The organism is Mycobacterium sp., assembly GCF_049278535.1.
Taxonomy (GTDB): Bacteria; Actinomycetota; Actinomycetes; order Mycobacteriales; family Mycobacteriaceae; genus Mycobacterium.
Window position 1 is genome coordinate 22,044 of record NZ_JBAPMI010000239.1, and the last position, 11,559, is coordinate 33,602.

Consider the following 11,559-nt stretch of genomic DNA (forward strand, 5'->3'; position numbering starts at 1 on the left):
GATGTTCAGGAGAGCCAAGACACCCACGATCGACGGACCGTTGACCTACGAATCGCTGCGGTCTTGGCTGATCGCCGATTTGGCACGTCGGGTGAAGTGCGACGAATCGGATGTGGATACCGCTAAACCCTTCGATGCCTACGGACTCGACTCACGAACGGCAGTACAGGTTTCCGGCGCGCTGGAGAAGGTCGTCGAACGACGGCTCTCTCCGGCGATCCTGTTCGACCACGGCACGATCGATGACCTCGCCACTTACCTTATCCGTGAGCTCGACCTTCCGGACCTTCCGGATTGAGCACCGTCGAAGAGCCCGCCATGACTCAAAAGCCCTCCCGCCCCGTCATTCCGACCGACCCCGACCCGCGATTCCGCGATTTCATCGCGAAGAGCAACGCCATCGAGGGGGAGAAACTGGCCGAAGCAATCCCACGGGAGTACATGCAGCCATCGGTAATTCGCGGCCTGGCCGGGCTGGCTGTGAGCCTGGCGCTGTATGCCGGCTCGTTGGCCGGCATCGCGTGGGCGCACAACTGGTTCCTCGCGGTCCCGTTAATCGTTATCGCCGGGCTCGGCGGGTGGGGTTTGCATTGCATCGGACATGATTGCGGGCACGGCGCCTTCTCCCGCAATCGCCAATTGAACTTCGCGATCGGCCATTTCGTGCTGCTGCCGCTGATGTATCCGTTCCATGCCTGGCGACACGAGCACAACACGCACCATGCCCATACCAACAACTTGGAGCTTGACGTCGACTGGCGTCCGGTCTCCATGGACTTGTACCGACGGATGCCACGCCGGTTCCGGTTCGTCTACTTCAGCACGCGCTCGTGGGCGATCTGGGCCGGCACCGTCAACTACTGGATCAAATCGGGTTTCCGGCCTTCGTATTACCCCAAAAGGGCGATGCAGCGTGACGTGCGCCGCTCAATCTGGTTCGTCGCGGTGGTGGGCGGCGGATACCTGGGCGCGCTGACGTACTTCACCGGGTGGCAGGGCCTGCTGCTGTATTTCGTTGCGCCGTGGTTAGCGATCCACGCGTGGTTCTCGATCACCACGCTGATGCAGCACAGCGCCGAGGACATCCCGTACGTGCCGGACCGGTATTGGACGCGAAATGCGAGCAGACTGCTGGTCACTACCGACTTCGTCTACCCGCGGTGGTTGTTGTTCTGCACGCACTACATCTCGCTGCACACTGCCCACCACGTCGCTCCCTCGGTGCCCTACTACAACCTGCCGAAGGCGCAGACAGCATTGAGACAGCGGTACCCGGACATGGTCCGTGTCGAAAAGGCCAGCATCGGCCGACTCTGGAACATTGTCCACAAATGCCGTTTCTACGACCCGATCTCGGGCCTATACGCGACGCGGCCCATGTTCAGGTCCGACCCGGTATCGGCCCCGACGATATCGGCGCCCACGGAAGCGACTCCGCCAACAACCGCCGGCGCGGCATGAGAACGGGCACGATGCTGGCTGCTGCCACCGCACGCGGCCATCGCGTAGTGCCGAGGTTGGCCGGTCGCGTCCACACGGCGATGTTCGTCAACACCCGCGGACTCGGCCGCTCCTGGAGCGACATGTGTCCACTGGGTGCTCGCCGCATCGAAATGACCGGCGTGCACCGAGTCGCGGCTGCTTACCAGTGGGGCAGACAGGATCCTAGCGTGCTCGCACTACACGGCTGGGGCACTGACAGCACCACGATGGCGGCCGTAGTGAACGTTGCAGTGGCTCAGGGTGAATCGGTGATCTGCTTCGATGCTCCCGGTCATGGTGCATCGCCGGGGTCGCAGGCCACCATGGCCGAATATGTCGAGGCTGTTGGCGCTGTGCTGCAACACTTTCCAAGTATCCAGACCGTGGTCGCGCATTCGTTGTCGGCGATTGCAGTGGTAGCCGCTCTTGCTCGGTCGGAGTCCAACGGGGTGCGGTCGTTGCTGCTGCTTGCACCCGTTTGCTCGCTGACCGGTGTACTCGACAGGTGGGCGGCACAGCGACGGCTACCCGCGGGTGTGCCGGCGCTGATCGATAAAGAGTTGCACCGGCGCGATGGCGTCACGGTATCGCACTGGGACATAAGAACTTTGGGCATCGACACCGACCTGGAGGTCTGCATCGTACATGACCCGCAGGACCACTCGGTTCCGGTCAGCGATGCGTTCGAGATCGCCGCCGGCGGCCGGGCCGAGTTGATCGAGGCGCCGGGCGTCGGGCACCACGGGATTGTGAGCAGCGAGCAGATGCGCGCTGCGCTGACATCGCTCCTGGCAACCCAGGGCCTCTACCAGTCGCCACCTCGAAAGGTCGTTCAATGACGATCACAGGTCCCGCAACCAGATCCATTCCCGACCTTGTTCGTGAACGCGCAAGCCTGCAACCGAACGAACCCGCGTTCACATATGTCGACTATGACCACGACCCCAGCGGGATTGCGGAAACCCTGACGTGGTCGCAGCTCTATCGGCGGATATGCCAGGTGGCCGCCGAGTTGCGCCGGCTCGGGACGGAGGGCGATCGGGCCGCGATCGTCGCGCCTCAGGGCCTCGACTACATCGTCGGCCTGCTGGGTGCATTCGAAGCCGGGCTCATTGGGGTCCCGCTGTCGGTACCTCACGTCAAAGCCCACGATGAACGGGTCAACCGGGTGCTTGCCGACTCTGCTCCGGCCGTGGTGCTGACCACCTCCGCGGTCGCCGGCGGAGTCGCCGAGTACATGCAGGAGCAAGACCTCGCCTTCGCTGCGCCGTTCGTCGCGGTCGACAAGGTCGACGGACCACCGGGCCTCACTGGCACTGGCCCGCAGCACGGCACGGCGTTACTGCAGTACACCTCCGGATCGACCCGCCAGCCGGCCGGTGTGATGGTGTCCCATCGCAACCTGGTCGCGAACTTCGAACAGGTCATGACCGGCTATTTCGGCGACACCGGTGGCACCGCTCCACCGGAGACCAACATCGTTTCGTGGCTGCCCTTCTACCACGACATGGGGCTGTTCATCGGGGTCTTTGCACCGATTCTGGCCGGCATGCACAGCGTGTTGACCAGTCCAATGGCGTTCCTGATCCAGCCCGCGAGGTGGGTGCAGTTGATGGCCACCCAGCCGGCGACGTTCTCGCCCGCACCGAACTTCGCCTTCGAACTGGCGGTGCGCAAAACCAGCGACCACGACATGGCTGGTCTGGATCTGCACGGGGTGACCCACATCATCTGTGGTGCCGAGCGGGTCCACGTAGCGACGCTCAACCGCTTCACCGAGCGGTTCGCGAAATTCAAGCTGCGGCCGCAGGCGATTCGGCCCTCGTACGGGTTGGCCGAAGCAACCGTGTACGTGGCGGCCCGCGCACCGGGGCACCCGCCAAAAGTCGTGCACTTCGAATCCGACAAGCTGTCGGCCGGCCATGCCGAGCCCCGAAGCGACTCGGCCGGAACGGCATTGGTGAGCTATGGAGTGCCGCTGGCGCCGACCGTGCGAATCGTCGACCCCGAATCCAGAATTGAGAAACAGGCCGGCGAGGTCGGCGAGATCTGGATACACGGTGACAATGTCGCGCAAGGGTACTGGGGGCGCGCCGACGCGACGGCCGAAACATTCGGGGGACGTCTCGTCGAGCCCTCCGCGGGCACCCCCGAGGGACCGTGGCTGCGCACCGGCGATCTCGGCGTGATCAGCGACGGTGAGCTATTCATCGTGGGCCGTATCAAAGACCTGGTGATCATCAACGGGCGAAACCACTATCCGGACGACCTGGAAGCGACGGTCCAGGAGATCACTGGCGGCCGGGTCGCCGCGATCTCGGTTCCAGATGCGGTCGACGAACGGGTGGCCCTGGTCATCGAGTGCAAGCCGCGCGGCGATTCAGCAGAAGACATCGCAAAGAAGATCGACGTCGTGAAACGCGATGTCAATGTGGCGATATCGACCGGTCACGGCATCCGTGTCGACGATCTCGTGATGGTTGCGCCCGGTTCGATCCCGATCACCACCAGCGGCAAGATCAGACGCGGTGCGTGTGCCCAGCTGTACCGGCAAAACCAGCTGGCGCGAATCGGCTAGTCCCCCGTCTCAAGGAAGCTTGGGCACTGGTGATCACGGACGAACTTGACGAAGGCCTCCGTGTTTTCCTTCCAGTCCTCCGGGAAGCCTTCGAGATTCGTGAAAACCGTGGTGATCCCCGTCTGGCTGAACAGTTTCACCGCATCCTCGGTGTACTTGTCGAAGTCAGTGTCGAAGATGCCCTGCTACTGAAAATGTAATCCCGAACCGACGTCGAACAGCACCCAGCGCAAATAGTGCAGGCGCAGCGGTGCGAGCACGTCAAGGCTGCCGGCGATTGCGGCTTCAATCTGCTTGCCGTACGCACGCACGGCTTCTTCGCGGCCCTCTTTGACCTTCGCAATGATCGAGAAGCCATAGCACGCCGGGGTGCGCGGATAGACCGGGCCGTACCGGCCTCGTTCCATTTCGAGCTAGCCCTCTTTGGGAAGTGCAATCGCGGCGGGTTTGCTCCAGTCGCGCTCGATCGCCGGGATGGTCATCCTCCAGTCCGCTATCCCCAGTGGGCGGGAACACTTGCACTCGAGCTTGTACGCCGGTCGTCCCTCAGCGCAACACTCTGGCCGGACTGAAACACGTGGGTCAGTGTTGGGAGTGTAGGCCTGATCATCACAAACCCAACCTCGCCAAAACCGCCCCACGATAATCGGTCAGGCGGCGGGTCACTCTGGGCTTTGCTTGCGCTGGCCAGGCCCTCGGGATGAGCGGGCGCACGGCAGTCTCCCACCGCAGAACCTTTACCGGCACCGGGCGAACAGATTCTCGCAATACATTCCGACCCCATCCGAGTCGACTGCTGGACCGCCTTCATCGGCCGGGTCCACAAATAGTGCTGGGGTCTGGGTCAATATTTGATCAATTATCGGGGGTGATGGCGGCACATTAATGTCTGGCTGCGCGTGCGCTACGCCGGCGCCACCCGCCAGAGCGATGACACTCATCGCGCCCGCGAGCAGTCCGCGAGTGCATGAGTGAAGTTTCACCGCCGCCCTCTCGGTCGTCTGGCCTAATTGCCCGGTTATCGCCACGATTTAGTCACTAGAGACAATTCTAGCGCTGCGGCCACGTAGCGGGTCTACCCCAGCATTCGGGATCCATATCGCATAACAGTTACGAACAAGCAACGACATTGCTAGTCGGCCAGCCAGAGTCGCAACTCGAATGCCGGCGCCACGTACGGTATCGCGCGTGAGGCCGTTAACCGTGGTCGTTCGCCGCGCTGCGGTTTTCGCCACCTGCCTCATTACGTCAGTGACCATTGCGCCTTTGACTGCTGCTGATCCTGACGTTTCCCCGGTGGGCGCGGCGGCACCGGCCGACGGACGGGTGCCCCCGGCGGAAACGGCAATCCTGAACACTCCCGATGGCTGGAGACTGGCCCTCGGTGCGAAGGACGAAATACTGCTTCCTGTAGCACCTTTGACCACAGCGATTTCGTCGCGCGAATACCTGGCGAGCGGAATATTCGCCGGCTCGCTGACTGGACCTGAAACGCCGCGCGGCGTCCTTGAGGTGGGTTACGAGATCGGCTGCGGAATCGATATGAGCACGTCCAATGGCGTCACGATCGCGGGTAGCGCGGGCCTCAACCCGGGCGTCGGCCTTCCGTTGGCCGGTGGTTTCATCCCGTTGGTTACCGTGCCGACCAACGGCGTGCTCACCGTCGGGCTCAAGCCCGGCCTGGTAATCGTGGTGCCGGTGGCCAAGAAAGCGTTCAAGGGTGCAAATCCCTGGGTCATGATCAGCAACTTCCATGTCAAGATCGACGGATGCGTAGGCCAGTCGTTCATCCGTTCCTACGCGACGCTGACGCGCGAGACCGATGAATCCGACGTGGTGCTGTCCTACGTCGGCGTCACCAAAGCCGTCTGACCGAGGTCGCAGGGTGCCAGCGCTCACGGCAGGCAATGCTTCTGACCATGGAAGGAGCGACGACGGCCGGTACTTCAGCACTCGCCGGACGTATTCGTCGTCGGTCGTCCGCCGAGCATCGGCTTCGCTGGGGATCATGGGCATCATTTTCCTCGCCACAACGGGACGGACGCGCAGAAGGATTTATTGTTGGTCTCCACCCAGGCGGTGCCAGGCGCCCGCGTCAGCGACGGCAAACTAGTGCGTCCGACTGGTGGAGGTCGATCAAAGAGGCCGGGTCGCCGCGATCACGGTTCCAGGTGCAATTGACGAACAGCTGGTCCTGGTCGTCGAATACAGCCGCGCGGCGCTTCAGCAGAAGAGATCGCGGTGCGGATCGACGTCGTACAACGCGATGTCAACTACGCGATCTCGAGGGATCACGGCGTCCGTGTCGCCGATCTCGTGCTGGTTGCGCCCGGTTCGATCCCGATCACCACAAGCGGCAAGATCCGCCGCGCGGCGTGTGCTCAGCAGTACTGCGCCAAACAATTCGTGCGAATCGGCTGACGCAACGTCAGTCGGTGAAGTCGATCCGCACCGATACCGGCGTCGTCTCCAGCGCCTTGGCGACCTTGGATCCCATTCGCCCGAACTTGCGGCCGCGCTCCACGACGTCGTCATCGGGCCTGAATTTCGCCACTCCGGCGCGCCACTGACTGCCCTGTCGCACGCGGACATTCGGGTTATCGCCGATATTGCTACCCCACCCGGACCGGGTGCCGTGCTGAGAGATGAGCCACGCCCCGTGGTCGTCGAATTGCGCAGACACCGGAACCCGGCGGGCCTGACCGGTCTTGCGGCCGACAGTTTCCAGTTCGGTGGCCAGCGCGGTTCGCAGCCCGAGTTTGCTCAACGCTTGGACGGCCGGATTGATCAGGCGTCCGACTGCTCGTTCTCTGCGGAACTTGCGCAACGTTTTGTCGTCATCGGTGTTCGTCACGGCTGTCTCCAATGTTGAACGGTGGCCGGCGTGCTTGTTGATGTCACGGTAGTAGACCAATTGGTATAGTTCAACCCATGTCCGCACGTGACGCCCTCATTTCCAGCATCACCGGCCTGGTCCAGCGCCGAGGTGTCGCCGGAGCCGGCCTCGGCGCCCTACTGGAGGACAGCGGCGTCGCACGGCGCACCGTCTACCTGAATTTCCCCGGCGGTAAAGCCGAACTCGTCGCCGAAGCCACCCGAGTCGCCGGACAGGGCTTGAGCGCAGTGATCCGGTCGGCCGATGACGGCGGCGACCCGGTCCAAGCCGTCCTGATCTTCATCGACCAGTGGAAGGTGCACCTGCGCACGACGGACATGGAAGCGGGCTGCCCGATCGTTGCCGCGATCCTCGGCCGATCAGAAGCACCCGCAGCGACGCGGGCCGCGGCTGAGGCCGTCGACGAGTGGCGGGCGATCCTTGCCGATCGCTTGGTCGGCTCCGGCATCGACCCGGACAACGCACGTTCGCTGGCGACATTGGCGATCGCCGCGATTGAGGGCGCTGTCCTGATCTCACTCGCCAGCGGGTCGACCGATGCCCTCGACGATGTAGGACGTCATCTCGCCGAGGTGATCCGACTACACCTTCCGGACGGGCAGTAGATCGACAATCTGGTGCCCCCACTAGGACTCGAACCTAGGACCTGCGGATTAAAAGTCCGTAGCTCTACCAACTGAGCTATAGGGGCGGCGACGAACAAGGATACCGGGGCCTCGTTTGAGGATTCGGTCCCCGGTGCCCTAAGCTGACCTGGCTCCAGCGAACCACGTTGCGAGTACCCCGGAGTGATTCGGTTCTGGCCCCCATCGTCTAGTGGCCTAGGACGCCGCCCTTTCACGGCGGTAGCACGGGTTCGAATCCCGTTGGGGGTACGCGCGCCGCGGCAACGCGGAGCGGTGGTAAAGCAAGGCCCTGTGGCGCAGTTGGTTAGCGCGCCGCCCTGTCACGGCGGAGGTCGCGGGTTCGAGTCCCGTCAGGGTCGCCACCACGGCGAGGCACACGATGCCTTCCGGCCAGGTAGCTCAGTCGGTACGAGCGTCCGCCTGAAAAGCGGAAGGTCGCCGGTTCGATCCCGGCCCTGGCCACCAGGAGCTAGTCGAATTCGATGGGCAGACTTTTCGGCCCGCTCAGGCTGACGATCGGTTTCCAGGGCACCGGCCCGGCAATTCGCGGGTTACGCAGTCGTGCGGTCAGAACATTCAGCGCTTCGGCGATCTCACGCCTGGCCAGGTTGGCCCCCAGGCAGTAGTGCACCCCGCCGCCGAAGGTCAATATCGCCGGTGCTCCCTCGCGGGTGATGTCGACGCTATCGGGGTCGTCGTAGACGGTCGGATCGCGGTTGGCCGCAAAGGTATTCATCAGCACCATGGTTCCGGCCGGGAAGATGTAGCCGCCGAGTTCCACGTCGTCGACCACCAGGCGCAGAGTTCCGCCCGCGATCGGCGAGTGGCGCATGGTCTCCTCCACCGCGTGCATGGCCAGCTCGGGATTGTCTCGCAGTAGCTCCCACTGATCCGGGTGCTCGCAGAGCACCTGCACGGAGGCGGCCACCTGGTTGCGGGTGGTGTCGGTTCCGGCCAGCAGCAGCCCGCCCGCGAGCATGCGTAATTCGGCGGCGTCGAGCCGATCACCGTCGTCCTCGGCGCGAATCAGGTCGGAGAGCAAATCATCGGTGAGGCTGCGCCGACGATGGGCGACCATGTCGTCGACGTAGTCGTCGAGTTCGCCCCAGGCCCGCATCACGACAGGCTGGAGGGCCTGAATGTCGGCGGAGAAGCTGAACGCTTGAAAGATGTCATCGGCCCAGGAAGAGAACCGCTGCCAGTCCTCGCGGGGCGCGCCCAGCAGTGCGCAGATGATCGGGACAGGGTAGGGCCGCGCGAGGTCGGCGACGACGTCACAGTGGCCGTTGTCGGCGATCTGGTCGACCAGATCGCTCATTACGTCGACCATGGCATCGTGCAGGCGCGCCACCGTTCGAGGGGTGAACGCCTTGGAGCACAGACCGCGTAACCGACGATGCGTCTCGCCCTCCACACACAGCAAGCTGTTGATCACCTTGTCCCACAACGGACCCGACGTGACGCCTTGTGCTTGCAGGACGATGCCGGGCGGGGGTTGGAACCGTTCGTCGCGCAGCACGGCGCGGACGAGCTGGTAGGAGAGCAGTTCAGGTCCGAACGGACCTATTGCTATGGGCGCCTGCTGTTGCGCCGCCCGGAAGCGGGGATAGACCGCCGTAGGCGTTTCGTCGGCGCCGTAGCTCAGCGTGGGCAGATCGGCGTCGAAAACACTTGGCGAGATGGTACCGATGGTCATGACGGTCTCCTTTGACGCGTCCGACAGGCTTTGGTCAGCATAGGTCGGGCTTTCGCGCCCGCTCGGCAACGCCGGTAAACTACAGACGTGTAATTCGGCGTGACGTGGGCGCAGGGCGCCCGCGCCGGCAAAAGGAACGGCCCATGGACCCACTCAAGATATGCAGCGTTGAATTCGACGACCGCGACCCTTATCGCGCGACCTTCAACGTCCACCTGTCCCGCGACATGACGGACTTCGAGCGTCAGGCGCTGCCACCGCTGCTCTCCTCCGGGTTTTCCCCGTCGGAGGCGAGGGGCTCCGCGGTGGTGGCCATCAGAAATGCGACGATCACGATGATCGAAGACCACCGCGATCTGCTCAAGCAGATTGTCGCGGAGGCCGAATCTTTGGCCAGGACAATGGAACACGACCAACACGCCGTGGCGGCTCAGATCGCGGCCAGAGTCGAGGGCGTCCGCCAGCGCGCCGCGGCTATCGATTGGAGCTGACGCCGGCGACGGGAGCCGCATACTGAACCCATGCTTCGGCTTCTGGTTGCTTTGCTTCTGCTCACCGCATTGACCCGCGGCGTAGCCGACGCCGACGTGCCCCCGTTGAGTCCCGAGGCGCGGGCGGCCGGGCTCGTCGACGTTCGTTCAGTTGTCCCCAACGCGCTGCTCGACCTGCGCTATGCGACGCCGAACAACTTCACCCACACCCAGCTCTATCCGGCCAACGCCCGATGTCTGGTGCATGAGTCCATGGCCGCCGGGCTTGCGTCGGCGGCGAAGGCACTTGCTTCGCAGGGCAACGTGCTCGTGTTCTGGGACTGCTATCGACCGCACGATGTGCAGGTCAAAATGTTCGACATCGTCCCGAATCCGGCGTGGGTGGCCAAGCCCGGCAACTTCGCCCGCAGCCACGAGTCCGGCCGCTCAGTGGATGTGACGCTGGCCAACGTCAACGATCAGTGCCCGCGTTGTCTCGTCGACATGGGCACTGACTTCGATGACTTCTCCTCGCGGGCAACGGCTTTCGCCACCGACGGTGTCAGCGCCGTCCAGCAGGCGAACCGCGGCCGACTGCGTGACGCGATGAGTGCCGGCGGCTTGCCGGTGTACTCCGGTGAGTGGTGGCACTTCGACGGTCCCGGCGCCGGGGTTCAGCGCGCCATCCTGGACGTTCCGGTAAATTAGATATCTCATAATATGAGACACGTGTTTCGTATTATGAAACAGCCGGCGGTAACCTTGACCTCGAACAGAATTCGATCGCAAGGGAGCCGCGCCATGACCGGGAAACCTCAGGCCGTCTACACCCACGGGCATCATGAGTCGGTGCTGCGCTCGCACCGGGTGCGCACGGCGGAAAACTCAGCCGGTTATCTGCTGCCGCAGCTGCAGCCCGGCATGTCGGTGCTCGACGTCGGCTGCGGCCCCGGGACCATCACCGTCGACCTCGCTGCCCGGGTCGCACCCGGACGGGTCACCGCCGTCGAAATGACCGATGATGCATTGGATTTGGCACGCGCCGAGGCGCAGAGCCGCGGTCAGTCGAACATCGACTTCGTGACCTCCGACGTACACGCTCTTGAGCTGCCTGACGACACCTTCGACATCGTGCACGCCCATCAGGTGCTACAGCACGTGGCCGACCCCGTGCAGGCGCTGCGGGAGATGAGCCGGGTGTGTAAGCCGGGCGGTATTGTCGCCGCCCGCGACTCGGACTATGCGGGGTTCACCTGGTTCCCGCAGCTTCCGGCGCTGGACCGCTGGATGACGCTCTACTGTGCGGCGGCGCGGGCCAACGGCGGTGAACCCGATGCGGGCCGTCGGCTGTTGTCCTGGGCTCAGCACGCCGGATTCGACGACATCACGCCGACCGGCGGGCTGTGGTGCTTTGCCACGCCGGAGACCCGCGACTGGTGGGGCGGGATGTGGGCAGACCGGATCGTCGAGTCGGCGCTGTCGCGGCAGCTGGTCGAGTCGAGGATGGCCACCGCCGCGGAACTCGACGAGATCTCCTCGGCGTGGCAGGACTGGGCAGCCGCTCCTGACGGCTGGCTGGCCGTCCCGCATGGCGAGATTCTCTGCCGCGCGTAACCCACCTGCGCATTTAGCCTGGTCAGACGAGCGATATTGGCATTCTCTTTTTTTGCAAGTACGTTATCGTCTGAAAGATAACTGCACTCTGACTGGCAGTCCCCATCGACCAGGGAGAACAACGTGCGTCTCGGAGTAATGATCGGCGCCGAGCGAGGAGACTCGGCGCGCAAGGTCACCAAGATGCTCGCCGACAT

Annotated in this window: 12 protein-coding genes, 4 tRNA genes and 1 pseudogene; 13 read left to right on the forward strand and 4 right to left on the reverse strand. The window is 63.7% G+C overall.

The features are described 5' to 3' along the window. Nucleotide 1 precedes the first annotated feature (1 nt). The 4 genes from WAO18_RS16395 to WAO18_RS16410 are packed head-to-tail and all read left to right on the forward strand — an operon-like array spanning nucleotide 2 to nucleotide 4,060. Nucleotides 2–298 (forward strand): acyl carrier protein, encoded by a 297-nt coding sequence (locus WAO18_RS16395; protein ID WP_422207308.1) that lies wholly within the window; start codon nucleotides 2–4, stop codon nucleotides 296–298. A 20-nt stretch (nucleotides 299–318) separates the two neighbouring features. Further along, the gene (locus tag WAO18_RS16400; protein WP_422207309.1) at nucleotides 319–1,461 is read left to right on the forward strand and encodes a fatty acid desaturase; all 1,143 of its coding nucleotides are present in this window, start codon (nucleotides 319–321) and stop codon (nucleotides 1,459–1,461) included. Then, complete coding sequence (locus tag WAO18_RS16405) at nucleotides 1,458–2,321, forward strand: alpha/beta fold hydrolase (protein ID WP_422207310.1); 864 nt, start codon at nucleotides 1,458–1,460, stop codon at nucleotides 2,319–2,321. The genes WAO18_RS16400 and WAO18_RS16405 overlap by 4 nt, the downstream gene beginning before the upstream one ends. Further along, a complete protein-coding gene (locus tag WAO18_RS16410; RefSeq protein WP_422207311.1) occupies nucleotides 2,318–4,060 on the forward strand; it encodes an AMP-binding protein in 1,743 nt (580 codons plus the stop codon). The genes WAO18_RS16405 and WAO18_RS16410 overlap by 4 nt, the downstream gene beginning before the upstream one ends. Here WAO18_RS16410 and WAO18_RS16415 read toward each other — a convergent pair. After that, a pseudogene (locus tag WAO18_RS16415) lies at nucleotides 4,060–4,467 on the reverse strand (hypothetical protein); the annotation flags it as partial. The gene WAO18_RS16410 and the pseudogene WAO18_RS16415 overlap by 1 nt on opposite strands. Nucleotides 4,468–5,263: 796 nt before the next feature. Between WAO18_RS16415 and WAO18_RS16420 the strand changes: the two are divergent. Continuing rightward, entirely contained in the window at nucleotides 5,264–5,932 is a 669-nt protein-coding gene (locus WAO18_RS16420; protein ID WP_422207322.1) for an MspA family porin, read from the forward strand. Between the two features lie 369 nt (nucleotides 5,933–6,301). After that, nucleotides 6,302–6,481, forward strand: a complete 180-nt coding sequence (locus WAO18_RS16425; protein ID WP_422207312.1) for a hypothetical protein — start codon at nucleotides 6,302–6,304, stop codon at nucleotides 6,479–6,481. Nucleotides 6,482–6,488: 7 nt separating this feature from the next. Here WAO18_RS16425 and WAO18_RS16430 read toward each other — a convergent pair whose 3' ends face one another. Beyond that, complete coding sequence (locus WAO18_RS16430) at nucleotides 6,489–6,914, reverse strand: nitroreductase family deazaflavin-dependent oxidoreductase (protein WP_422207313.1); 426 nt, start codon at nucleotides 6,912–6,914, stop codon at nucleotides 6,489–6,491. A 77-nt stretch (nucleotides 6,915–6,991) separates the two neighbouring features. On the opposite strand from WAO18_RS16430, the gene WAO18_RS16435 reads away from it, so the two are divergent. Further along, nucleotides 6,992–7,561, forward strand: coding sequence for a TetR/AcrR family transcriptional regulator (locus WAO18_RS16435; protein ID WP_422207314.1), 570 nt, complete (start codon nucleotides 6,992–6,994; stop codon nucleotides 7,559–7,561). 10 nt (nucleotides 7,562–7,571) lie between these two features. On the opposite strand, the gene WAO18_RS16440 is transcribed toward WAO18_RS16435, so the two are convergent. Then, nucleotides 7,572–7,647, reverse strand: a tRNA-Lys gene (locus WAO18_RS16440). A 111-nt stretch (nucleotides 7,648–7,758) separates the two neighbouring features. On the opposite strand from WAO18_RS16440, the gene WAO18_RS16445 reads away from it, so the two are divergent. The 3 genes from WAO18_RS16445 to WAO18_RS16455 all read left to right on the forward strand — a co-directional run bounded on the left by WAO18_RS16445 (nucleotide 7,759) and on the right by WAO18_RS16455 (nucleotide 8,047). Continuing rightward, nucleotides 7,759–7,831, forward strand: a tRNA-Glu gene (locus WAO18_RS16445). Nucleotides 7,832–7,867: 36 nt separating this feature from the next. Beyond that, nucleotides 7,868–7,944: transfer RNA gene (locus tag WAO18_RS16450), tRNA-Asp, on the forward strand. 26 nt (nucleotides 7,945–7,970) lie between these two features. Then, nucleotides 7,971–8,047 (forward strand) — tRNA-Phe (locus tag WAO18_RS16455). Between the two features lie 4 nt (nucleotides 8,048–8,051). Here the strand turns inward: WAO18_RS16455 and WAO18_RS16460 are convergent. Then, nucleotides 8,052–9,278: a cytochrome P450 gene (locus WAO18_RS16460; RefSeq protein ID WP_422207315.1), complete on the reverse strand. Its 1,227-nt coding sequence runs from the start codon at nucleotides 9,276–9,278 to the stop codon at nucleotides 8,052–8,054. Between the two features lie 143 nt (nucleotides 9,279–9,421). Between WAO18_RS16460 and WAO18_RS16465 the strand changes: the two genes are divergently transcribed. The 3 genes from WAO18_RS16465 to WAO18_RS16475 all read left to right on the forward strand — a co-directional run bounded on the left by WAO18_RS16465 (nucleotide 9,422) and on the right by WAO18_RS16475 (nucleotide 11,362). After that, on the forward strand, nucleotides 9,422–9,769 hold the full coding sequence (locus WAO18_RS16465) for a hypothetical protein (RefSeq protein WP_422207316.1): 348 nt from the start codon (nucleotides 9,422–9,424) through the stop codon (nucleotides 9,767–9,769). Nucleotides 9,770–9,799: 30 nt separating this feature from the next. Beyond that, nucleotides 9,800–10,456, forward strand: coding sequence for a M15 family metallopeptidase (locus tag WAO18_RS16470; RefSeq protein ID WP_422207317.1), 657 nt, complete (start codon nucleotides 9,800–9,802; stop codon nucleotides 10,454–10,456). Nucleotides 10,457–10,549: 93 nt separating this feature from the next. Further along, complete coding sequence (locus WAO18_RS16475; RefSeq protein ID WP_422207318.1) at nucleotides 10,550–11,362, forward strand: class I SAM-dependent methyltransferase; 813 nt, start codon at nucleotides 10,550–10,552, stop codon at nucleotides 11,360–11,362. Nucleotides 11,363–11,559: the final 197 nt, after the last annotated feature.

Bases quoted from the DNA above. Each gene is read 5' to 3' on its own strand.
- WAO18_RS16400 (WP_422207309.1), top strand. From the start codon at position 319: ATGACTCAAAAGCCCTCCCGCCCCGTCATTCCGACCGACCCCGACCCG.
- WAO18_RS16405 (WP_422207310.1), top strand. From the start codon at position 1,458: ATGAGAACGGGCACGATGCTGGCTGCTGCCACCGCACGCGGCCATCGC.
- WAO18_RS16395 (WP_422207308.1), top strand. From the start codon at position 2: ATGTTCAGGAGAGCCAAGACACCCACGATCGACGGACCGTTGACCTAC.
- WAO18_RS16470 (WP_422207317.1), top strand. From the start codon at position 9,800: ATGCTTCGGCTTCTGGTTGCTTTGCTTCTGCTCACCGCATTGACCCGC.
- WAO18_RS16460 (WP_422207315.1), bottom strand. From the start codon at position 9,278: ATGACCATCGGTACCATCTCGCCAAGTGTTTTCGACGCCGATCTGCCC.
- WAO18_RS16465 (WP_422207316.1), top strand. From the start codon at position 9,422: ATGGACCCACTCAAGATATGCAGCGTTGAATTCGACGACCGCGACCCT.
- WAO18_RS16435 (WP_422207314.1), top strand. From the start codon at position 6,992: ATGTCCGCACGTGACGCCCTCATTTCCAGCATCACCGGCCTGGTCCAG.
- WAO18_RS16475 (WP_422207318.1), top strand. From the start codon at position 10,550: ATGACCGGGAAACCTCAGGCCGTCTACACCCACGGGCATCATGAGTCG.
- WAO18_RS16410 (WP_422207311.1), top strand. From the start codon at position 2,318: ATGACGATCACAGGTCCCGCAACCAGATCCATTCCCGACCTTGTTCGT.